A 22,717-nucleotide genomic window follows, 5' to 3' on the forward strand; every position below is an offset into this window, starting at 1 on the left:
AGGACACTAGCAAAAATAACTTGAACAGTTGTCCTCGCGTCTATACGATGCGCACATGGATATCAGCGAGGCAGTCGAAGCGAAGTTTCGGGCCCTGCAGGCGCGCCTTGATGAGGCGACGTTGCGCCTATGGGCCGCCGCCGAAGCGCGCAGCCTGGGGCGTGGGGGCGTGAGTCTGGTGGCCAAAGCGATAGGCATCTCGCGCACCACGATCTATGCGGGACTGGCCGAACTCGAAGCGGCCGGTGGAGCGACGCGGGACATGACGGCCAAGCGCATTCGTGCCCCGGGAGGCGGGCGCAAGAGGCTAACTGAGCTCGATGCGAGGTGTTGGAGCACCTGGATGCACTGGTGGAGCCGACCAGCCGGGGTGACCCGATGTCAGCACTACGATGGACGTGCAAGAGCACCACCCGTCTGGCCGAAGAGCTCAACCGGCTGGGGCATCGCGTGAGTCAGCGCACGATCTGCGATCTGCTGACGCAGACGGGCTACAGCTTGCAATCGGTGCGCAAGACACGCGAAGGCGCGCAGCACCCCGACCGCGACGCGCAGTTCCACTACATCGCCGACAAGGTGGCGCAGTATCAGCGCCAGCGTCAGCCGGTCATCTCGGTGGACACGAAAAAGAAGGAGCTGATCGGCGATTTCAAGAACGCTGGCCGCGAATGGCAGCCCAAGGGCCAACCCGAGCAGGCGCGTGTGCACGATTTCATCGACGATGAACTGGGCAAGGTTGCCCCGTATGGCGTCTATGATGTGACGGCCAACGAGGGCTGGGTCAGCGTGGGCATCAACCACGACACCGCCGAGTTCGCGGTTCAAAGCATCCGTCGCTGGTGGCTGGAGATGGGCCGTCCGTTGTATCCGAAAGCCAGGCGACTGCTGGTCACCGCCGACTGCGGTGGCAGCAACGGGTATCGTGTGCGGCTGTGGCGGGTGCAGTTGCAGCGACTGGCCGACGAACTCGGTTTCGCTGTGCAGGTGTGCCACTTTCCGCCGGGTACGAGCAAGTGGAACAAGATCGAGCATCGCCTGTTCTGCCATATCACGAACAACTGGCGCGGCCGACCGCTGTTGACGCGTCAGGTGGTAGTGAACCTCATCGGCAGCGTGAGTACCGCTGAAGGGCTGAAAGTGCGTGCGGAACTGGACGAGAACATGTACGACGCAGGTATCAAGGTCAGCGACGCCGAACTCGCTGCCGTGGCCATTGAGCGCGACGAATTTCATGGCGAGTGGAACTACCGCATCAAACCTCGAACATCTCGTCGCAAGACGTAATTGTTCAAGTTATTTTTGCTAGGATCCTAACCGCTGCGCACTGCCTTGCACCAGGGCACGAACCAGCCCCGGCTCGGTCCGGCTGAGCTTGTCGTACAGCGCGGTGATGGAAACCGGCAACGCCGGACTGGCCTTGGCCGCCGCATGCACCGACGGGCGCAGCCCCACGGCGACCAGTGACATGATTTCCACCGTCGTCGAGAACAATAACTCCCGCGTGTACTGCGTTTCACGCTCTTGCTCGAACAATTCGTCGATCCAGGCCGGATCAAGGGCGCGTTGCAACCCCAGGCGCGCCATCACGCTAATCGGGCTGAGTTCGAGAAAGCGTTCCACTACTGCGTCCAGTACCACGCCATTGACTCCGGTTTCTGTTCGAGAACACGGAGGGTGCCCTAATTTTCGTCACCTTGAAAGGGGTGGGGCTAAGAACTCCACTTTCTGGGGGCAACATCAACTGCTGGTCGTACAGCAGGTCACGACACGTAGCTGCCGTGCGTGACAAGACAACAACGAGCTTTGCCACCCGCTACAACTTCACTGCCAACACGCCGCGGGCAAGCAGCACGTGTCGCACTCATGACTTCCGTATAAGGAAATGGCTCCAAAGGGCTGGTTCGGTTGTCTCAGGACCAATGTGTTGCAGGTTGCCGAGCTATGCTTGAATTCCACGTCCCAAAGGTGGCGTTGAGGACAGTCAGTCGTGTACGAACCAGAGGAGATTTCGAAAGCACGGTTCGACACGACTAATCACCAGCTCACTAACTAAAAACTGCAACCCACGACCTCGCCGCTCAACGGCTTACTTTGGTTTTCGCAAGTTGCTCAGCATTTAAAATGTCGGACAGCTGAAGGCCCCCACAAAAACAATACTGTTGGGGATGATGGGGGTTGCAACCTCAGGCCGCGCGGCCCGAAGGCGAACGCACGTGCCTTCTCGACTTACAGTTCCGACCTCACGCTAGGCGATCTATGCGTTCGCCGCCCTATATGCCTAGCAACTAGGCGAACCCGAAGGCGACCGCAACTGGGGAAGTTGCTGCCGGCCGAAATTCCTCGGCGCAAGAAAGCGAGGGATGGAAGAAGCGGACCCAAAACAGACTCAAATCAGCGCGTGCAGCTTTTGCAAGAAAGCAGCAATGTTCTTATCATCACGCTTATAGTAGGTCCAAGGGCCAATTCGCCGAGAAGTGACTAACTGAGCACGCTGCAAGGTGGCAAGGTACAAGGACACCGTCGACTGGGACAGGCCCACGCGCTCCTGAATAATACTCACGCAAACTCCGAATTCGTCGGCATCGACATCTTGTTCCGGAAAATTCTTCCCCGGGTCCTTCAACCACGCCAGGATTGCCAAACGGGTTGGATTATCCAGAGCCTTCAGTGCCTCGCTGACATCGACGCTCATAAAATGCACTTTAGCTAAAAAAGTTATGGGATACGCACTACCCCTTCCTGACTACATTTTAACAGGCATTCGCTCGAAGCCGCTCAATGATGGCCACGGGCGATCCGAACGGCCGTTGCTAACTAATCGCTCGACGCCTAGCGGACCGTCCCGGCCGAGCGAACCTGCAGTCTGGACCCAAGAAGACTGCCCGCAGACGGCTTCGATGGTGGGGCTCCTTCGGCTGGACTTGGAGCCCTCGGCCCGGCTGCGCTCGACGCTGACCAGATCAGATAATCCGAGCGTTGAAAAGAAAGTATCAACTTTCCGCCCAGCTATGCTTAATCTTCCTTCAACCACACAACAAACTAGCGCGCAGCATTGTCATTTCTGAAACTAGGCATTATGTAAGAGCCAATCTCCTCAAGAACTTTATCTGCCGGACGGCGGCCATATTTCAAATTTATAATAACGTGATCAACACCGATTTCCTGCAGAGCCTCCAGCAACTCAAATAGATACTGCCTTCCAAGCTTGAACCCTAGATGAATTGCCGTTGGCGGCAGAGAGGGGGAGGCATCCAGGTCAATGTAGAGCGACTGCAGGAAAGGCTTATACACATTTCCGCATTGCTCCAAAACTTCCCGCCGCCAATTCTCTACGATTAACCGCTGGAACTGAGGGGCCCGCGGGTAGGTGATCCATCCGCAGCTATGTCGGGCAATCCAATCCAGAGACTGGCGGCTATGACCGGTCACGAAAAATGGAATCTCCTTCGTCGTGGGCTTTGGAATTAGATCGGCGCCAACTAGTTCCCCACCTTCCCAAATCACCGGCTCGAAACTTGTGCGTTGAACCTTCCGTATGACTTCCAAGCTTTCACGAAAACTTTCGCCGCGCGTTTCAGGATCAATGTTAAACGCGGGAAATTCGGTTGGTCGATCTCCCGAGGCGACCCCCAAGAGCAGCCGACCATTACTTAGCTGATCGACGCTCGCCGCAGCTTTGGCCGTATGCAATGGATGACGCAACGGCAGAGCAATCGAAGCCGTGCCAAGCGCAATCTTTGATGTGTTGGCGGCGATAAATCCCATATAGGCCCACGGATCGAAGACCTGGCCCACATCGCCAAAGGCGGGATCTCTCAGCGGAACGTCACGGAACCAAAGCGCGGAAAAGCCGAGCTCTTCAGCTCGCTTGGCGAGCGTAACCTGATGAAGCATAGTCGGCCTATCTCCATCAAAGGCTTCGATTGGAAAGAACAAGCCCAAGCTAAGACGACCAGCCGAGAATGTGCGCTGAAATCCTTCATGCTGCTGGTAAGAAATAGTACTGGGTTGGTACATCTTCGTTTCCCCTCTGTGAACAGTCGTCCTGCCACAGCCGTAGGCAGGCTCGTGGCATATCAGCCCCCATACGGGCCTTGCCCTGTAATCAGGGCAAGGCCTTGATCGCCTACTTTTGATAGGCGGGATAGGTGATGTAGCCCTTCTCGGTACCGCCGTACATGGTGCTGGGGTCGACGGGATTCAGCGGCCAGTTGTTTGCGATACGCTCGGGGAGGTCCGGGTTCGCAATGAACGGACGGCCAAAAGCGATGAGATCGGCGAGGCCCGCGTCTAACAGCCGAACGCCACGCTCCGCGGTGTAACGGCCGGCGTAGAAGATGCGCCCGCTGAACGTCTGCCGAACTTCGTGTCTAAAGTCCTGGGGCAAATCGGGAGCGTTGTCCCAGTCAGCCTCGGCGAGCGACAGATAGGCAATGCCGGCGTTCTCCAAGACCTTGATAGCCTCGATGTATGTAGTATGGGGATCCTCTTCAACGAGACCGAGGTAGACACGGGCTTCGTCGGTGCTGGCAAACAGCGGTGCGAACCGCACGCCAAGACGGTCCTTGCCAACTACATCGGCAACGGCCTCGACGATCTCGCGTAGGAAGCGCAGCCGATTGTGCAGCGAACCGCCGTATTCGTCTTCGCGCTTGTTGCTATGCGCGGAGATGAACTGATTGACCAGATACCCATTGGCGCAGTGGAGCTCCACACCGTCGAAACCAGCCTCCAGAGCATTGCGCGCGGCTTGCGCGTAGAGCTGGACCAGTTCCTTGACCTCCGCGGTGGTCAGAGCACGGGGCGAAGAAGGCGGTGCCAACGTTCCGGTGCCAGGGCCGGTTTCGATGAACACGCTGACCTGCTGGGCGGGAATTGCCGACGGGGCGACCGGCGCGCCACCACCCGGTTGGAGCGAGGTATGGGAAACCCGGCCGACGTGCCAAAGCTGTGCGAAGATGATGCCACCCTCTTCATGCACCGCATCGGTCACCTTTCGCCACCCTTCAATCTGCTCGGCGCTGTGGATACCCGGCGTCCATGCATAACCTTGGCCGCGCGGCTCGATCTGGGTGCCTTCGGTGACCATGAAGCCGGCGCCGGCACGCTGACGATAGTAAGTCGCCATCAGTTCGTTCGGAATATTGCCTGGCTGCGAACTGCGCGAACGAGTCAGCGGCGGAAGAACAATGCGATTCTTCAGGGTGTATGGCCCCAACTCGGTCTTGGTAAACAATGTCGAATCTTTCATTTTGTCACTCCTATATATTGCGATTTCTAGATATCAACGTTTGAACAAAACCCATGTTCAGAACAGACCAAGCGTGGCCTCGTTCAGGCTCACTAGGATGTTCTTCTTCTGGCTGTATGCTTCCAGCATGGACTTGTGAGTCTCGCGCCCCAGGCCGGATTTCTTGTAACCGCCGAAGGGAGCGTGGGCGGGAATATCGTGGTAGGTATTTACCCACATGCGGCCGGTCTCTACCGCACGGGCGACCCGCAGAGCACGGTTAATGTCCTGAGTCCAAATGCCGCCGGCGAGGCCGTACTCGGAGTCGTTCGCCATCGCGATGACTTCTGCCTCATCCTTGAAGGGGATTACGCAAAGAACCGGGCCAAAGATCTCTTCATATGCAACGCGCATGTCGTTGCGCACGTCTACCAGAATGGTCGGCTCAATGAAGTATCCAGCGTCATAGTCACCGCCGACGAGGCGACCGCCGCCAGTAAGTACCCGAGCACCTTCAGTCTGCGCGATGTCGATGTAGCCGAGAATTCGTTCCATCTGTGTCTTGCTTACCTGGGCACCCATTTGAGTCTCCGAAGACAAGGGGTCGCCGACACGCACTGCCTGGAACTTCTCCTTCAACTCCCCAAGGAACCGCTCATAAATCGACTCATGAACAAACAGCCGCGCTCCAGATTCGCACACCTGGCCCTGGTTCCAGAGAATCGCGAGTGCCGCTCCTTCCACAGCTTTGTCCCAGTTTGCGTCGGGAAACACGATGTTGGCAGACTTGCCACCTAGCTCCAGAGTAGCAGGGATGATCTTCTTGGCCGCTGCGGCAGCAACGACCTCACCAATCCGGGTCGAGCCGGTGAAAGCCAGTTTGCGAATACCAGGGTGGTCCAGAAGCGGCTGACCAGCAGAAACGCCCGTACCAGTCACGATATTCACAACACCGGGGGGTAGAACCTGGGCAAAGATCTTGGCCAATTCAAGGATGGTGACGGGCGTCATTTCTGAAGGCTTGATGACCACCGTGTTGCCCATCGCGATTGCGGGAGCAATCTTCCAAGCTGCCATCAGAAGTGGGAAGTTCCATGGAATGACTTGCCCTACGACCCCGAGAGGCTCACTCAGCACGATGCTAAGTGTCTTCTCATCAAGCATGACTGCCTCGTCAGAATGGCTGCGGATCACACCAGCGAAGTACCGGAAATGATCAATAGCCAGCGGCACATCAATCGCACGGGTTTCTCGGATGGGCTTGCCGACATCGAGCGTCTCCAGCGTGGCGAAACGCTCAGCATCTGCCTCGAGCAAATCGGCGATCTTCAACAGCGCGTTAGAACGCTCAATCGCTGTAGTTGTACGCCACGTGCGGAAGGCACGAGTGGCTGCCTTTACGGCCCGATCCACATCTTCTGCAGATGCGTTCGGAATGTGGGTAAGAAACTCACCGTTGGCAGGATTAATGCTTTCGATAGTTTCGCCGCTCCCACCTTCAACCCACTGGTTGTCGATGAACAATCCATAGCTACTGTCCGGAACGTAGCTCGAAGAGATGTCTTTCAGGCTTTGCACTATGTACTCCAAGAGGTTAGAGAGAGTCACCGACGAAACGCCGTATCGACTCGGGATTTAGCGCCCACCACCGATGCGCCGTACCTCCAATGTAATTTGCATATCGCGATATGTCAATATATAAATTTAACGACTTTGCTGCTTGCTCCCCATAGGAGCATCATTGCGACACCTTCCTGGCCTCATCTTCGGAGCCCCAGGCTCACCCGAAAGACACCACCGTCCCTTCGCCTTCCTTCCCCCCCTCGCGAAGCTCATGCGTTGGCATCGTGTCGGTAGCCATCAACGAGTGAATCCCATCTGAGCGAGCCAACTCGCAAGGCGCCAGCAGTCACAGCGGACAGCACCTGCATGCGATCCTTAGAAGAGAATATCCGTCCGGATGACGTACTTCACACCTGAACGAATCGGCTCGCTAGAATGCATGCAGTGAAGCGGATGAAAGCCGTGCGGGAAGCACAGCACGGCACCCTTCGGTGTACTTACTGACACCACACTTACATCGTTTCCATCCTTGGCTGGCCTGCAGGGGTTCGATCTGCTTACCAGAAACTGCGTCCGCCCGCCCTCGTATCCGTCGTTGAGAAAGATGAGGTAAGTGTACTGACTTACTCGACCAGGATACGCATCGGCCACCAGTTCCCCCGGCGTCAGGATAGATGTCACGTCACCTGATTCTTAGAGACGAGGTCCGGGGGCGGTAAAATCAGGGTAAATGAAAGCCTACTCAGCAGAGAGAAGAGAAGCGCTGGTGCGCCGCATGATGCCGCCAGAAAACGTGCTGGTTTCAGCGCTGGCCAGGGAAACGGGGATTACCGAGCAGACGTTGTACACGTGGCGCCGACAGGCGAAAGGAAAGGGGCTGGTCGTGCCGGGCGATGGGAAGAATCCCGAAGGATGGTCTTCGGAAGACAAGTTTGCGGTAGTGCTGGAAACCGCCCCGCTCAATGCAGCGGAGCTGGCCGAGTACTGCCGGCGCAAGGGTCTTTATCCCGAACAGATCGCCGCCTGGCGGGCCGCCTGTCTGGCAGCCAATGCGAACGCTGCGGAGCAGGCGCGGGAGCAGCGGCATCAGTCGAAAGACGACAGGAAACGCATCCACCAGCTCGAGAAGGAATTACAGCGCAAGGAGAAAGCGCTGGCGGAAGCGGCTGCGCTGCTGATTCTGAGAAAAAAAGCCCAGGCGATCTGGGGAGACAAAGAGGACGATTGATCAACGTCCCGGATCGCCTGTTATGTATATCGTTGATCCGCGAGGCAGCGCAGTCCGGCTGCCGGTTGGAGAAGGCTTGCAAAGAACTGGGCCTGAGCCTGCGCACGTTCCAGCGCTGGGTGGGTGACGGCGACGCGGTGCCGGCCGATCGCCGCACGACGACCGTGCGGCCGGAACCGGGCAACAAACTGAGCGACGCCGAACGGCAACAGATTCTTGAGGTTGCCATCAGTGAGGAGTTTGCCAGCCTGCCGCCCAGCCAGATCGTGCCGGGTCTGGCCGACCGCGGCGTGTACCTCGCGTCGGAGTCGAGCTTTTACCGTGTGCTGCGCAGCGTTTCGCAGCAGCACCACCGGGGTCGTGCGCGCCAACCCTCGGCTCGGGTGGTGACCAGTCATTGTGCGACGGCGCCGAACCAGGTCTGGTCGTGGGACATCACGTGGCTGCCGTCGGCGGTCAAGGGGCGGTATTACTACTGGTACATGATGCTGGACGTGTTCAGCCGCAAAATTGTCGGTCACGAAGTGCATGAGGCGGAATCGGCGGAACTGGCCGCACTGCTGATGCGGCGTGCCAGTCTGGCCGAGAGCCTGGCGGGACGTCCGCTGGTGCTGCACTCGGATAACGGCAGCCCGATGAAAGGCGCGACGATGCTCGCCACCCTGGAAAACCTGGGAGTGGCGGCGTCGTTCAGCCGGCCGCGCGTGAGCAACGACAACCCGTACGCCGAGTCGCTGTTCCGCACCTGCAAGTACCGGCCCAACTACCCACGCAGGCCGTTCGGCAGTGTCGATGAGGCCCGTGCCTGGACGCAGCAGTTCGTGCGTTGGTACAACCACGAGCACAAACACAGCGGCCTGAAATTCGTCACGCCGGCGCAGCGCCACAACGGTGTAGCCGCTGCTGTGCTTGCGCAGCGCAAGGCCGTGTACGCGGAGGCCAAGGCGCGCAATCCGCAGCGTTGGTCTCGATCGACGCGCAATTGGGAGCTGGAGAATGAAGTCTGGCTCAATCCGGAACGGATGCAGCCGCAAGAACTAAAGCAGTCCGCATGAAGTGACGCGTCAACTATCTTGACAACCGCCGCGCCGGGCATTGACGGGGTAACGTTCGAGGTCATCGAGGCGCAAGGCGTGGAGGCGTTCCTCGAGCAGATACGGGGCGAACTGGTTGAACGTACCTACCGGCCACTACCGGCACGGCGGCGGGAAATACCGAAGGATGGGGGGAAATCCCGCGTTCTTTCGATACCTGCTATCCGGGACAGGGTGGTCCAAGGCGCGCTCAAACTCATACTGGAGCCGATCTTCGAGGCAGACTTCCAACCGGGGTCGTACGGTTATCGTCCGAAGCGCACCGCGCATGAAGCGGTGCATCGGGTGGCCACGGCAATTGTTCAGTGCAAGACCCATGTCATAGACCTGGATTTACGCGCCTACTTTGACACCGTGCGGCATCATCTGCTGCTGGAGAAGGTAGCGCGTCGGGTCAATGATGGGGACGTCATGCAACTGCTGAAGCTGATGCTGACGGCATCGGGCAAACAAGGCGTTCCGCAAGGCGGGGTGATTTCGCCACTGCTCAGTAACCTCTATCTCACCGAGGTGGATCGGATGCTGGAGCGCGGCGCGCGTCAAGGTAGATGTCGGTGTGCCAAGAAGGAAAGCGACAGTTTGTCGCCGTACATGCTGTATCCGTGATGAGGGTAGGCCCCTCGGTTTCGCCGATCAGGCGGTGATACCAAACCACCCAGAGCTGCTTCCGTTAAGAGCGGTTGTGGTGAGCGTCTAGGGAAAAGGCGAGATGAATCTCGTCAGGTAGGCAGGAAGGAGGCGAACGAAAGTGAACCATCGAAGAAGTGTCGATAATTGCAATGATGTCAAAACCGAGGATTCGACATCTCCTCGGGATCAGTCAGACGGCGACCTGGAAGTGGGTCTGACGGCATCCGGCATAGAGATGGCGCGACCGTCCTGCAGGCATGGATACGGAACTTGGGAACCTGTCGTCTCGATGCTAAGGGAGAAACTCAAGCGGAGAACCCGTGAGAGCCAGAGTACCAATGCGAGGCACAGGGGCGGAGTCATGCGTAGTAGCGTTGAAAGGGTTGTAATGACCTCTGGAGCGAAGGCATGACCTTGTCTGGCGAAGATCATAGAACAACCGCGTCGCGGGAGGATTCCAGGGTCGACGCCAAGTCGTTCGAGATACCCAAGCGGTTGATCTGGGAAGCCTGGAAGCGCGTGGCCGCCAATCAAGGAGGGCCGGGCGTGGACAGGGAAAGTAAGCGGTTCACAAGAAATACCTCTATAATATCGAATCAAATAAGAACTGCGACATAGACGATGTCCGTATTGAAGCCGCTGAAACTGACGAAGGAACAACGTACTGAGCTTGAAGCACTGGCGAGAAGCCGCCGTGATGGAAGAACACGAGACAGGTCGCGGACAATTCTGATGTTTAGCGATGGCGTGCCTGCCAAGGAGATAGCCAAGCGACAGGAGTTGACGTTGGAGGCGGTATACGAGAGGCGCTATCGTTGGTTGGAAAAAGGCATGGCAGCGCTGTCAGACGCGCCGCGCAGCGGTGCCCCATCCAAGCTGTCGACGGAGCACGTTGAACAGTTGAAGGCATGGGCGACGCAGGAAGCGCTGACTGTTCCGGAACTGCTCTCACGACTCGAAGAGAAGTTCGGGGTTCGGGTTCATCGCAATACGCTGACAGCAGCTCTCAAGCGAGCGGGGCTGGTATGGAAGCGAACCCGGCATAGTTTAAAAAAAAGCGGGATGAGCAGCGATTCCGACAAGCCCAATCTGAAATCGGGGAGTTGGTCGAGCAAGCTAAGCGTGGCGAAATCGAGCTCGCCTACGTAGACGAAGCTGGCTTCGCGCAAGCGCAGCCGAATCGAAGTGCTTGGACACCAGTCGGGCAGCAGCACATGATTGAAGCCCGGCGCGGTAAGCGCCTGAACGTGGTCGGAGCACTGCTTTCCTCAGGAGGACTGTTTGCAGTGAAGTTGTGGGAGACGATGACCTCGATGCTGTTCGTTGGATTCCTCGGCCTACTGGTCGAACACGTCGGCAAGCCGCTGACCGTGATTCTCGACAATGCCTCGGTCCACACGGCACGCGCACTTCGGCCTTATCTCTGGCTGCTACGAAGGAAAGGTTTGACGTTGTACTTCCTGCCACCGTACAGCCCGGAGCTCAATCGCATTGAGAAGCTTTGGCACAAGATGAAATACGAGTGGCTGGCCTTCAAGGCCCGCGACGCCAAAACCCTAGAAGCTGATGTCGACGTAATCCTTCAGGGATTCGGTACAGACTACAGATTGACTTTTTGTTGAACGCTTATTGAATTATTCCGAAATCGCTTGGCGAGAAATCTATACGCCCTGTGGAATCGAATGAGTTCGGGGAGTTATTTTCCTCAGCCGGTCAAAGAGGTGCTGATTCCGAAGGGGGACGGGTTTCGCCCTCTCGGGGTGCCGACTATCACGGACCGCGTGGCTCAGATGGCGGTAAAGTTAATGGTTGAGCCGAGAATCGATGCGATATTTCATTCATCATCGTTCGGTTATCGTCCTAACAAGTCGGCGAAGCAAGCTGTGGCGCAAGCGAGAAGAAACTGTTGGCGCTACGACTGGGTAGTCGATATTGACTTGAAATCCTTCTTTGACACAATCGACCACGGGCTTCTGTGGCGTGCGGTAGAAAAGCACGTCACGGAGCCATGGGCACGGCTCTACATTAGACGCTGGCTAGAGAGTCCGGTACAGAAGCAAACCGGGGAGTTGGTTGGTCGGGATCGAGGTACTCCGCAAGGCGGGGTGATTACGCCGCTTACAACGTTGCATACTTTTCACTCCGTCGTCTGAATCATTCGAATTTTCGCTGTCAAAAGCCCCAGGCTGTGGGTCAACCCTGAACACAACGACGATTTCATCCTTGTGGATTTCGACGCGCTTGACCAGACCCAATACGATTCTGCGCTTCGTCTCAAGATCAATCGTGTCCAGTTTTTCGGTGACAGCGCCTGCAAATTCCTCGAGCCGATTAATGACCAGAAACAGCTCGCTTTGCACCGCGCCTTGCTGCCTCGATTCAAGGATCTGCTGGTCAATCTGCTCAAGCCGATTCCTCAACTGCTGCATCTTCGGTTCGAAGTCGGACTTATCGAGGATGCCGTCCGCATAGCTGTCGATCAGCCGGGACTTGCCCTTTTCTAGCTGAAGCCGCTGCTTTTCTAGGTTGCTTGTGTCGAAGGCACTCTTCTCGTTGCGCTCCATCATATCCAGTCGACGCTCGTATTCGCTCTTCAAGCGTTCTGGATGCTTGAGCAATTCCACAACCTGCTGCCATACCAGCTCATCGAGCCTGTCTGTTCGTACCTGCAGATTGTCACAGATGCGGTGGCCGCCGAAACGGTAGGCATCGGTCCCAACACAGCGGTAATAGGCGTAGTCCCGCTGATGCCCCTTAGCCGCAGCCTTGCTCACCTTCTTTGCGTAATAGGCGTAATGGCACTGGCCGCATACCGTCAACCCTTGCAGCAGGCGTAGCGGTGCACTCTCGCGCCTCTGGCGCGCCAGCTTGCGGTTCTCGGCAAGCTGTTCCTGAGCCGCCTGGAACAGCGCCTCGCTGACGATGGCCGGTACTGGGATCTCGATCCAATTCGGCGGTTCGGTGCGTGTTGTCGAGTACGGCTTTCTGGGCACGTCGGCACTGTGGCGCTGTGCACGCACGCGGACCTGCAGGTGATCGCGCGACTGCGTCTTGCCGAACGCGGCTCGCCCCATGTACGCAGGATTGCGCAATATGCCCCACACCACACTACGGTCCCAGTACGGCTTGCCCGACGCCGTCACGGTACCCGACTCGGCGAGACGGCGTACCACGTCCCCTATGCTCAGGCGGTCCATCCCTACCCACTGGAAAATCGCCCGGACCGTTGCAGCCTGGGGCAACTCGATAACGTACCGGGCCGGCGTTCCGTCGAGTTGCCGGCGAATGTAGCGGTAGCCGTAGGGCGCGCCGGACAGGACATTGACACTGCCGCGTTTTGCGCCGTGAAGCTTGCCACGACGGTGACGCTCGGCGATCTTTGCCCGTTCGTATTCTGCGATCATGCCCTGCATCTGCAATAGCAGCGACTCTTCCGGCGTCGTACCGATCGCGTGATTGAGGAACACCACCTGGACACCGCAGGCTGAGAACTCTTCCATCAGCAGCGCCTGGTGCGCATATTTGCGCGCCAGCCGGTCCGGTGACAGGATGTACAGCTGATCGATCGCACCGAGCGCGGCACAGTCCCTGAGCCGCTCCAATTGTGGCCTGATCAGCGTCGCACCGCTCACGCCAGCGTCAAGGAAACACATGTCGTCGACGATCTGCGCGCCGTCAGCTGAAATACGCTCCTTCAGTGCAGCGATCTGGCTTTCAATGGTGCCGCGCTTGTTTTGCTGTTCGGAGGATACCCGCGCGTAGAGCGCAACCATCGCAGCTTTGCTCATCGTCTACCTCGCTTGATGGTCGCTTGCTTGGACTCTGCAGACCGCGTAGCGGACGGCTGTGCCGTCGCGCGTGCTTCGATCGGACTGATCTGCTCGTATGCCTTTTGCAACTGCTCTTGGGCATAGCGGTTCGGCTCGAAAGCCAGACGCACGCTCCACTTTTTACGTCTTCGGGTCATCGCTGCACCTGCCTGTCAGCGGGAGCGACCGTCTCAAGGACAAGATCCACATTGACGTCAGCACAGCTTCTGGACCAGGGCGCCAGACACTCCCTCGAAATGCGCAGGCCCAATTTTATCCGGCAGTTTGCTCTATTGTTGGTGGCGTAATCAGTCCGTTGTTGGCCAACCTCTTTCTTCACTATGCGTTTGATCGATGGGTCCAGACTGAGCATCCGGAGGTGCCGTTTGAACGGTATGCCGACGATGTGGTCTGTCATTGCAAAACGAAGCAGCAGGCGGAAAAGTTCCTGTCTGTCCTGAGGGAACGGCTCACCGCTTGTGGGCTTTCGCTACACCCGGAGAAGACACGCTTGGTTTATTGCAAAGATGGACGACGCCGAGAGGAACATACCCACACTAAGTTCGACTTCCTTGGATTCAGCTTTCACGCTCGGACGGTACAAGACCGAGAGGGAAACTTGTTCACGGGATTCGGACCTGCGGTAAGTCAAAAGGCGCTAACGCGAATGTCTCAGGCCATCAGAAGCATGAGTCTCAATCGAAGTACCTCATTGACGCTGCCCGAACTGGCGCGGCGCATAAACCCAATGGTACGGGGATGGGTGAATTACTACGGTGCCTTCTATCCGGAGCCGCTAAAACGGTTCTTGATCAGAATAGACTTACGGCTTGGTGGGTGGGCGCGAAACAAGTATAAGAAGCTGAGAGGACACAAACGACGAGCGAGCTAAAGTCGAAAGTGGTGTACGGCGGGGGATTTGAGGCGCGGAGTCGAGGGCGGTGGAGCTTTTCGCTGAGAATCTGATTGTCGAGATCGGAAACCAGCACAAAAAAAGTCCACCACCATGAGCAAGGATAAGGGTAAAGAAGCAGTCGGTCTATCGGAAATCGGGCTTGGGCTCGAGGAGTTGATCAGGCGCGGGGCCCGGCGGGTCATCCAGGAGGCGATCGAAGTGGAACTGGCAGAGCTGCTTGAGCAGTTCAGTAACGTCAAGACGTTGAGCGGGCAGCGCGCCGTGGTTCGCAATGGCTACCTCCCGGAGCGGGAGGTGCTGACGGGCGCCGGACCGATTGCCGTGAAGGTGCCCAAGGTGCGCGACCGGTCCGGTTCCGGCGTGAAGTTCAACTCGGCGATCGTGCCGCCGTATGTGAGGAAGTCGCCGCGGGTGAGTGCGGCGCTGCCCTGGCTGTACCTGAAGGGAGTCTCGACAGGCGACATGAGCGAGGCGCTGTCGGTGCTGCTGGGCGAGGATGCCAAAGGGCTATCGGCCAACGTGGTGAGCCGATTGAAGGCGCAGTGGGCAGACGAGCATGCGAGTTGGAATCAGCGTGATTTGTCAGCGGCGCGGTATGTGTATTGGTGGGTGGACGGCATCCATACGGGTCTGCGCAGCGAAGGCTCGGACGGGCAATGCCTGCTGGTGATCATCGGCGTTACGCCCGACGGCAGGAAGGAGCGCGTGGCGATCGGTGACGGCTATCGGGAATCGAAGGCATCGTGGGTGGAAGTCCTGCTGGACCTGAAATCCCGCGGCTTGCAGGCTGGCCCGCTGGCGGCGGTCGGCGATGGCGCCATGGGATTCTGGGCTGCCCTGGAAGAGGTGTTCCCGGCCACGCGTACCCAGCGTTGCTGGTTCCACAAGATGGGCAATGTCCTGAACGCCTTGCCAAAATCCCAGCATGGCCGCGCCAAGGCAGATCTGCAGGCGATTTGGATGGCAGCCACCAGGGCCGATGCCGATGCCGCCTTCGATCGCTTTGTAACGATCTACGGCGCCAAGTATCCCAAGGCCACCGGCGTGCTCACCAAAGATCGAGACAGCCTGCTGACGTTCTACGACTTCCCGGCCGAGCACTGGCAGCACATCCGCACGACCAATGCGATTGAATCAACCTTCGCGACCGTGCGTCACCGCACGACGCGCACGCGCAATTGCGTGTCCCGAGCGACCTTCCTTGGCCTGGCCTTCAAGCTGATCGAGGAAGCCGAGAAAACCTGGCGCCGCATCAACGGTGCCGAACACATCGAACTGCTCTTGAAGGGCGTTCCCTTCAAGGACGGAACTCCGGCGCATGACAATCCGCCGGTTCAGCAGAAACTCGCCGCCTGACAGCCGGCCACGATCAGCCCTCGTACACCAGATTTGACAATATCTCCATCGATTCTCGGCTCAACCATTAACTTTACCGCCATCTGAGCCACGCGGTCCGTGATAGTCGGCACCCCGAGAGGGCGAAACCCGTCCCCCTTCGGAATCAGCACCTCTTTGACCGGCTGAGGAAAATAACTCCCCGAACTCATTCGATTCCACAGGGCGTATAGATTTCTCGCCAAGCGATTTCGGAATAATTCAATACTTTCCCTGTCCACGCCCGGCCCTCCTTGATTGGCGGCCACGCGCTTCCAGGCTTCCCAGATCAACCGCTTGGGTATCTCGAACGACTTGGCGTCGACCCTGGAATCCTCCCGCGACGCGGTTGTTCTATGATCTTCGCCAGACAAGGTCATGCCTTCGCTCCAGAGGTCATTACAACCCTTTCAACGCTACTACGCATGACTCCGCCCCTGTGCCTCGCATTGGTACTCTGGCTCTCACGGGTTCTCCGCTTGAGTTTCTCCCTTAGCATCGAGACGACAGGTTCCCAAGTTCCGTATCCATGCCTGCAGGAAGGTCGCGCCATCTCTATGCCGGATGCCGTCAGACCCACTTCCAGGTCGCCGTCTGACTGATCCCGAGGAGATGTCGAATCCTCGGTTTTGACATCATTGCAATTATCGACACTTCTTCGATGGTTCACTTTCGTTCGCCTCCTTCCTGCCTACCTGACGAGATTCATCTCGCCTTTTCCCTAGACGCTCACCACAACCGCTCTTAACGGAAGCAGCTCTGGGTGGTTTGGTATCACCGCCTGATCGGCGAAACCGAGGGGCCTACCCTCATCACGGATACAGCATGTACGGCGACAAACTGTCGCTTTCCTTCTTGGCACACCGACACCTATCTGAGAACCTTGCTCATCCACGGGGCACGATCCGCAGTGACGGCGTTTCAGAGCAAGCCGGATCAGCGCAGCAATCCCTGGTTGCAAAAGCTCCTGGGACGACGGAACCTTAACGTCGCTGCCGTCGCTCTGGCGAACAAGAACGCACGAATCGTCTGGGCGCTGCTCGCGCGTGACCGAGAGTACAAGTCAGACTTCTCATATGCCAAGGCTACTGCCCCCGCGTAGCTGCGACTAAGTGGTGTGCATCCGATCAACCTATAGTCCGGAGACAAATAACACACTCCCACAGATTGCTCAGGCAACACGCAGATTGATGGCAAGACAGGTCAGACCGTGACCGGCAGAGCCCGACTGGTACAACGAACTCCGAGTTCACGTGGTTGATGGGGCGTCGGTCAGCGGATTCCATCAGGGATCGCGGGCATGAGCCCGAACGAAATCCGGATACATGGCTGCAATCTACTTTTTAGCCATCGACCTCGCGCAGCGCTTGGCAAACCGGGGGCGTCCATACATGTACCAGTGGACGAAGTGGGCCGCCCACGTACGCGCCGTGGCCAAATCGGCAAAGCCTGTAGATGGGAACTCCGGCCTGTACTTGGCCGTGCGGAACAGGCTCTCGACGAAGGCATTGTCGTCGCTCACGCGCGGACGCGAGTACGAAGGCTTGACCCCCAGCCAGTGCAGCATCGCCAGCACCGTGGTGGCCTTGAGCGTGGCGCCGTTATCGCCATGCAGCACCGGCTTGGCCGCCATGGCATGGATGCCCTCAGCCAGCGCCGTACGCTTGACCAGATGCGCCGCGTGGTCGGCGTCGTCGCGATCATGGACCTCGAAGCCCACGATCTTTCGGCTGTAGACGTCCAGGATCAGGTACAGATAAAACCAGCGCCCGGCGACCTCGGCCGGTAAATAGGTCATGTCCCAACACCACAGTTGGCGCGGCCCCGTGGCCACGTGCGTGGTGGGTGGGCGGCTTTGGCGCGGTGCCTTGGCGCGTCCTCGATGCCGGGTCTGCCCATGGGCGCGCAGCACCCGACCAAAGCTCGATTCGCTGGCCAGATACACCCCCTCATCGGCCAGCATGGGCACAATGCGCGCCGGCGGCATGTCGGCGAAGCGCGGCTCGTTGGCCACAGCCAGAATGCGCTCTCGCTCCTCGATGCTCAGCGCATGCGCGGGCGTAGGCCGCTCGGCCCCGGGGCGGCGGTCGCCGACCACCAAGCCATCGTGGGCTTTCCAGCGTTGCAGCGTGCGCACGGTTATGCCAGTTAGCTCGCAGGCCAAGCGCAGGCGAGCACCGGCTGCGTGAGCCGTTTCGATATGGCGGACCATCGTTTGGCGATCTTCCAGGCCGATCATGCGTCCTCGTCCTTGTCCTTCGGGAAGATCCCCTCGAGCTTTTTTGAGAGTATCAACAGGGCGGCGGCTTCGGCCAGCGCCTTCTCCTTGCGGCGCAGCTCGCGCTCGAGTTCCTTGATGCGGCGCTGATCGGCCTTTGTCTCACGATGGGTGGCGCGCGCATCCTCCGGCTCAGCCAGCGCCTGCGTGGCGGCAGTGCGCCACTGCTCCAACTCCTGCGGATATACACCGTTCTCACGGCACCAGGCGTTCTTGCTGGCCTCGTCCAGCGCAGCCGTCGCCAGCACCGCCTCAAACCTGGCCGCCGCTGTCCATGCCCGCTCGCGAGCGGGCATGGACAAAGCGTCCGCACGCCAGCGCTCCAGCGTCGCCACTGACACGCCCAATTCCCTTGAAACCACTTCAACCGCCGCACTCTCCGGCGGTAACAACCGCGCTACTGCGCGGTCCCTAAACGCTTGTCCGTATCGAGCCACTGCCATCCCTCATCGCCCCCAAGTTCGGATTCTATCGGGGCGACATCTATTCTGCCGCGGGGGGAGCGGGCCAAGGAAGCCACCCGAAACGGTAAGTACACCTACGTCGAGTATGCCCGTTTCGCTGACGATCTGGTCGTGCTGATCGATGCCCATCCGCGCCATGCGTGGTTGCTGGGGGCGGTGAGCAAGCGACTGAGGGAAGAGTTTGCCAAGCTACAGGTCGAGGTCAATGAAGAGAAGAGTCGCACTGTCGATCTAAGCTGCGGGGAGAGCTTCGGCTTTCTGGGGTTCGACTTCCGTCGACTTCGCAGTTTCAGGAGGCGGGTGTGGCGAGCGCACTATACGCCGAAGTTGAAGAAACGGACGGCGCTATTGCGCAAGCTCAAGGAGGTATTCCGGCGATACCAGTCGCAACCGGTGCATCGGGTGGTCCAACTGATCAATCCCGTGTTGCGGGGCTGGGTGAATTACTTCGCCGTTGGGGACTCCGACGAGTGCTTCGGCTTCGTCAAGGACTGGGTGGAAAAGAAGATCAGGCGGCATATGGGGCGATCCCGGAATAGACGGGGTTTCGGCTGGAAGCGGTGGAGTAGGAGTTGGTTGTATGAGGAACTGAAGCTGTTTAACAGCTATCGGGTTCGTCGTACGGTCGCACCGAAAGCGCGCCCGGCATGATAGGTCACATAAATCTTGACATGAAGCAAGCAGGGGAGCGTAGTGCGGGCAAACCGCATGCTGCGTTCGACGTGGCGGGAGCTGGAAACGTGACCATGGTTTGCCGGATTGCGGGCCATCGCGAAAGCGGTGGAATCACCACCGGCGCCTACCGGTGCGCGCGCCAGTTCTCGATATAGGGAAGCTGTCTCGCATTCGGTGATACTGGTCACAGCCGGCAGGTAGCTGCCGGCGAAGGCGGGACATGCACCCGTGGGCTACGAATAAGTTTTCGTAACGTACTGACGTTTCTAGGGTCAGCTTCGAGTCCTCGGGTGCGCCTGCGTTCGAACGAATACTCAGGGTTCGCCGTCGCACCGGCTTGCTATATCGCCTTCGCTGAACGCAGGCATGCACGTCCCTTCACGTAATCTACCACTGCGGAGGTCCACATGTCACCGCTAATGGAGCAGCCATTCACGGCCTGGGTCGGTATCGACTGGGCCGACACAAAGCACGATATCTGCGTGCAAGCGGCGGGCGACACCCGACACGAGTCTGGCTGTATTGCGCATCAGGTCGAGGCGATCGATGAATGGGCAAACGCGTTGCACCGCCGCTTCGGCGGCCCGATTGCGGTGGCCCTTGAACTGGCGAAGGGGCCGATCGTCGCCGCGCTGCAGAAGTATGACTTCCTCGTGCTATTTCCCATCAACCCGGCGACCCTGGCCAAGTATCGCGAGGCGTTCCAGCCCAGTGGCGCTAAGGATGATCCAGCCGATGCAGAACTGGCGCTGGACCTGCTGGTGCGCCATCCGGAGCGTTTCAGTCCTCTCAGGCCGCAGAGTGCTGCGATGCGCTCGCTGACGAGCCTGGTTGAGCGGCGCCGGCAGCTGGTTGGCGACCAGACCCGGCTGACCAACCGGCTGTGCGACACGCTCAAGCAGTACTACCCGCAGGCGCTGGAATGGTTCGATGACCGGGGCACGGTGCTGTTCTGCGACTTTCTCGACCGCTGGCCGACGCTGCGGTCAGTCAGGCAGGCGCGCACGCCGACGTTGGAGACATTCTTCCATGCTCACCACTGCCGCAGCACAAGGCGGATCAGCGCGCGCCTGGCGTCCATCCGCGGCGCGACGGCGCTGACTGACGACCCGGCCATCATCGGCCCGTGCCGCTTGCACGTGCTGGCACTGGTCGCACAGCTGCGCGCTGTGCTGGCTGCGATCGTGCAGTTCGATCGGGAGATTGCGCGGGTAGCATGCACGCTGCCTGACTACGCGCTGTTCGAGACCCTGCCCGGTGCTGGCCCTCAGCTTGCCCCGCGCCTGCTTGCTGCTTTCGGTGAGCAGCGGGAGCGTTTCAGGAGTGCAGATGAATTGCAGAAGTACGCGGGTATTGCCCCGGTGACTGAGCGGAGCGGGAAGAAGAGCTGGGTTCACTGGCGCCTGCAGTGTCCGAAATTCCTGCGGCAGACCTTCGTTGAGTGGGCTGCCCAGACCATCCCTCGGTCATTCTGGGCGGGTACCTACTACCAGCAGCAGCGCGCGAAGGGCAGCTCACACCACGTCGCGGTGCGAGCACTTGCATTCAAGTGGATCCGCATCCTGTACCGATGCTGGCAGACGCGCACACCGTACAACGAGACGGTCTACCTGAAAGCCCTGGGCAAGCGCAGTTCGTCGCTTCTCGGCAAGCTCGGTCTGTCCGGATAAGAGGGAGCTCTTGCTGCTTTATCTAATTGGGGCAAGCCGCGCAGCGGCGCGTCAGGCCGAAGGCGAAGCTCGCGGGGAGCCGGTGGGCAACGATGGAACCGCCGTCAGGCGGCTGTCCACAGCTTTGCGCTGTGGGCAGCGTCGTTGTCCACGGGCGGACGCGGAAGAAACAAAAGAACTTGACAGACCAACTCAGGGCATGACCCTACCTGTGAGGGCCTGGCGGGGAAGTTCCGCCGGGCTACTCGACTCTGGGGAGACAAAGAGGACGATTGATCAACGTCCCGGATCGCCTGTTATGTATATCGTTGATCCGCGAGGCAGCGCAGTCCGGCTGCCGGTTGGAGAAGGCTTGCAAAGAACTGGGCCTGAGCCTGCGCACGTTCCAGCGCTGGGTGGGTGACGGCGACGCGGTGCCGGCCGATCGCCGCACGACGACCGTGCGGCCGGAACCGGGCAACAAACTGAGCGACGCCGAACGGCAACAGATTCTTGAGGTTGCCATCAGTGAGGAGTTTGCCAGCCTGCCGCCCAGCCAGATCGTGCCGGGTCTGGCCGACCGCGGCGTGTACCTCGCGTCGGAGTCGAGCTTTTACCGTGTGCTGCGCAGCGTTTCGCAGCAGCACCACCGGGGTCGTGCGCGCCAACCCTCGGCTCGGGTGGTGACCAGTCATTGTGCGACGGCGCCGAACCAGGTCTGGTCGTGGGACATCACGTGGCTGCCGTCGGCGGTCAAGGGGCGGTATTACGTATCCGCCCGAAAATCCCCGTAGTAGCGAGCCTTCCCGATTTCGCGGAAACTCGGATACCGTCGAGGGGGCGTGGTCGGCGGCGATCTCGATTCGCGGATGCGCGGCGATGGCGCCAAGTTGAGAGGACGGTGCGCGTGACGATGGGCTATCGCCGCGGTGCTTCCCGGGCGTCGCAGAAAAAGCTCAGGGTGTCGTCATGCTTGATCTTGACGTGCCATTCTCCGACACAGTATTTGGCGTCCGAGAACTTCTCCGGTTCTGTCGCGGTAAGCGGGTTGAGGTGTGACGCGCCCTCTGCTGTGCTGCGGCTTATGCAGCCAGGGAGTAGAACTGCTCAGCAGCGGACGGATTGCTCCCCTGGGGGCTCTGCATCTGGCCCTTGGCGATCATGTGCATCAGCTCGATGCCGCCCAGCAGGATGCGGGCGCAGCGAAAATCCTTGAACCCCAGCATCGGCCGGGTCAGGCGCTTGATGGCCCGGTGGTCCTGCTCGACGACGTTGTTCAGGTATTTGACTTGCCGAACGGCGATGGGCGTTTCCTGCCCGGCGTTGAGGTCATGCAGTGCCGCCAGGTTAGCGGGACTGCCGTCGATCGTGACCGTGTCGGGCTGACCGTGCTGCGCGATGGCCCGCTCGAAAAAGCGCCGCGCCGCGGCCTTGTCGCGCTTGGCACACAGCAGGAAGTCGATGGTGTGACCCGCCTTGTCGACGGCCCGGTACAAGTACTTCCACTGGCCGCGCACCAGGATGTAGGTCTCGTCCATTCTCCAACTCTTGCCCACCGGGCGCTTGTGCCGGCGGAAGATCCTGTTCAGTGCCGGCAGCAGTTTCAACGCCCAGCGGTGCACAGTCGAATGGTCCACCGAGATGCCACGCTCGGCCATCATCTGTTCAAGATGACGCAGGCTCAGCGGGTAGGCCACGTACCAGCGCACGCAGGTCAGCATCACCTCCAGCGGGTAATGCAGACGTTTCAGTACCTTCGCGATTTCCGGATTCATGGCCGATCACACATGCTGAATTTCACACTTGG

The 22,717-nt window shown here is 59.2% G+C and carries 14 protein-coding genes and 7 pseudogenes; 12 read left to right on the forward strand and 9 right to left on the reverse strand.

The window, feature by feature from the left end; genetic code table 11:
• Nucleotides 1-55 precede the first annotated feature (55 nt).
• Nucleotides 56-1,284, forward strand: a protein-coding gene (locus RS901_RS37555) for an ISAzo13 family transposase (RefSeq protein ID WP_316157676.1) whose coding sequence is annotated in 2 segments (ribosomal slippage) — nt 56-326 and nt 326-1,284 — 1,230 coding nt in all. Because the reading frame shifts where the segments join, the coding sequence is not laid out codon by codon here.
• A 27-nt stretch (nt 1,285-1,311) separates the two neighbouring features.
• Here the strand turns inward: RS901_RS37555 and RS901_RS37560 are convergent.
• The 5 genes and pseudogenes from RS901_RS37560 to RS901_RS37580 form a co-directional block, all read right to left on the reverse strand.
• Nucleotides 1,312-1,584 (reverse strand): annotated as a pseudogene (locus tag RS901_RS37560) (IS4 family transposase); the annotation flags it as partial.
• Nucleotides 1,585-2,386: 802 nt separating this feature from the next.
• Complete coding sequence (locus RS901_RS37565; RefSeq protein ID WP_316157677.1) at nt 2,387-2,692, reverse strand: helix-turn-helix transcriptional regulator; 306 nt, start codon at nt 2,690-2,692, stop codon at nt 2,387-2,389.
• A 347-nt stretch (nt 2,693-3,039) separates the two neighbouring features.
• Entirely contained in the window at nt 3,040-4,017 is a 978-nt protein-coding gene (locus RS901_RS37570) for an LLM class oxidoreductase (RefSeq protein WP_316157678.1), read from the reverse strand.
• 109 nt (nt 4,018-4,126) lie between these two features.
• Nucleotides 4,127-5,251 (reverse strand): alkene reductase, encoded by a 1,125-nt coding sequence (locus RS901_RS37575; RefSeq protein ID WP_316157679.1) that lies wholly within the window; start codon nt 5,249-5,251, stop codon nt 4,127-4,129.
• 57 nt (nt 5,252-5,308) lie between these two features.
• Nucleotides 5,309-6,808, reverse strand: coding sequence for an aldehyde dehydrogenase family protein (locus RS901_RS37580; protein WP_316157680.1), 1,500 nt, complete (start codon nt 6,806-6,808; stop codon nt 5,309-5,311).
• A 715-nt stretch (nt 6,809-7,523) separates the two neighbouring features.
• On the opposite strand from RS901_RS37580, the pseudogene RS901_RS37585 reads away from it, so the two are divergent.
• The 5 genes and pseudogenes from RS901_RS37585 to RS901_RS37605 all read left to right on the forward strand — a co-directional run.
• Nucleotides 7,524-9,076, forward strand: a pseudogene (locus RS901_RS37585) (IS3 family transposase).
• Nucleotides 9,077-9,091: 15 nt separating this feature from the next.
• Nucleotides 9,092-9,646: pseudogene (locus RS901_RS37590) on the forward strand (reverse transcriptase domain-containing protein); the annotation flags it as partial.
• 720 nt (nt 9,647-10,366) lie between these two features.
• On the forward strand, nt 10,367-10,894 hold the full coding sequence (locus RS901_RS37595; RefSeq protein WP_316155128.1) for a helix-turn-helix domain-containing protein: 528 nt from the start codon (nt 10,367-10,369) through the stop codon (nt 10,892-10,894).
• The gene (locus RS901_RS37600) at nt 10,849-11,367 is read left to right on the forward strand and encodes an IS630 family transposase (RefSeq protein ID WP_316155129.1); all 519 of its coding nucleotides are present in this window, start codon (nt 10,849-10,851) and stop codon (nt 11,365-11,367) included. Before RS901_RS37595 ends, RS901_RS37600 begins: the two co-directional genes overlap by 46 nt.
• A 15-nt stretch (nt 11,368-11,382) precedes the next feature.
• Nucleotides 11,383-11,865 (forward strand): annotated as a pseudogene (locus RS901_RS37605) (reverse transcriptase domain-containing protein); the annotation flags it as partial.
• Here RS901_RS37605 and RS901_RS37610 read toward each other — a convergent pair.
• Complete coding sequence (locus RS901_RS37610) at nt 11,782-13,533, reverse strand: recombinase family protein (protein ID WP_316157681.1); 1,752 nt, start codon at nt 13,531-13,533, stop codon at nt 11,782-11,784. The pseudogene RS901_RS37605 and the gene RS901_RS37610 sit on opposite strands and share 84 nt — an antisense overlap.
• Nucleotides 13,534-13,630: 97 nt before the next feature.
• Here RS901_RS37610 and RS901_RS39015 point away from each other — a divergent pair, with 97 nt between their 5' ends.
• Nucleotides 13,631-14,446 (forward strand): reverse transcriptase domain-containing protein, encoded by an 816-nt coding sequence (locus RS901_RS39015; RefSeq protein ID WP_410054266.1) that lies wholly within the window; start codon nt 13,631-13,633, stop codon nt 14,444-14,446.
• A 114-nt stretch (nt 14,447-14,560) separates the two neighbouring features.
• Entirely contained in the window at nt 14,561-15,826 is a 1,266-nt protein-coding gene (locus tag RS901_RS37615) for an IS256 family transposase (RefSeq protein ID WP_316154236.1), read from the forward strand.
• On the opposite strand, the gene RS901_RS37620 is transcribed toward RS901_RS37615, so the two are convergent.
• Nucleotides 15,805-16,224, reverse strand: a complete 420-nt coding sequence (locus tag RS901_RS37620) for a hypothetical protein (RefSeq protein ID WP_316157682.1) — start codon at nt 16,222-16,224, stop codon at nt 15,805-15,807. The two genes, RS901_RS37615 and RS901_RS37620, sit on opposite strands and share 22 nt — an antisense overlap.
• Before the next feature lie 485 nt (nt 16,225-16,709).
• Here RS901_RS37620 and RS901_RS37625 point away from each other — a divergent pair.
• Nucleotides 16,710-16,946 (forward strand): annotated as a pseudogene (locus RS901_RS37625) (IS110 family transposase); the annotation flags it as partial.
• Between the two features lie 285 nt (nt 16,947-17,231).
• Here RS901_RS37625 and RS901_RS37630 read toward each other — a convergent pair.
• A pseudogene (locus tag RS901_RS37630) lies at nt 17,232-18,559 on the reverse strand (IS3 family transposase); the annotation flags it as partial.
• Between the two features lie 138 nt (nt 18,560-18,697).
• Between RS901_RS37630 and RS901_RS37635 the strand changes: the two are divergent.
• The 3 genes and pseudogenes from RS901_RS37635 to RS901_RS37645 form a co-directional block, all read left to right on the forward strand.
• Nucleotides 18,698-19,237 carry a group II intron maturase-specific domain-containing protein gene (locus tag RS901_RS37635; RefSeq protein WP_316157683.1) on the forward strand — a complete coding sequence of 180 codons (540 nt, stop codon included), beginning with the start codon at nt 18,698-18,700 and terminating at the stop codon, nt 19,235-19,237.
• Between the two features lie 431 nt (nt 19,238-19,668).
• The gene (locus RS901_RS37640) at nt 19,669-20,931 is read left to right on the forward strand and encodes an IS110 family transposase (protein ID WP_425476464.1); all 1,263 of its coding nucleotides are present in this window, start codon (nt 19,669-19,671) and stop codon (nt 20,929-20,931) included.
• A 239-nt stretch (nt 20,932-21,170) separates the two neighbouring features.
• A pseudogene (locus tag RS901_RS37645) lies at nt 21,171-21,680 on the forward strand (IS3 family transposase); the annotation flags it as partial.
• A gap of 312 nt (nt 21,681-21,992) precedes the next feature.
• Here the strand turns inward: RS901_RS37645 and RS901_RS37650 are convergent.
• Nucleotides 21,993-22,685 (reverse strand): IS6 family transposase, encoded by a 693-nt coding sequence (locus RS901_RS37650; protein WP_316149632.1) that lies wholly within the window; start codon nt 22,683-22,685, stop codon nt 21,993-21,995.
• Nucleotides 22,686-22,717: the final 32 nt, after the last annotated feature.

Source organism: Cupriavidus sp. BIC8F (genome assembly GCF_032465815.1).
GTDB classification, from domain to species: domain Bacteria; phylum Pseudomonadota; class Gammaproteobacteria; order Burkholderiales; family Burkholderiaceae; genus Cupriavidus; species Cupriavidus necator.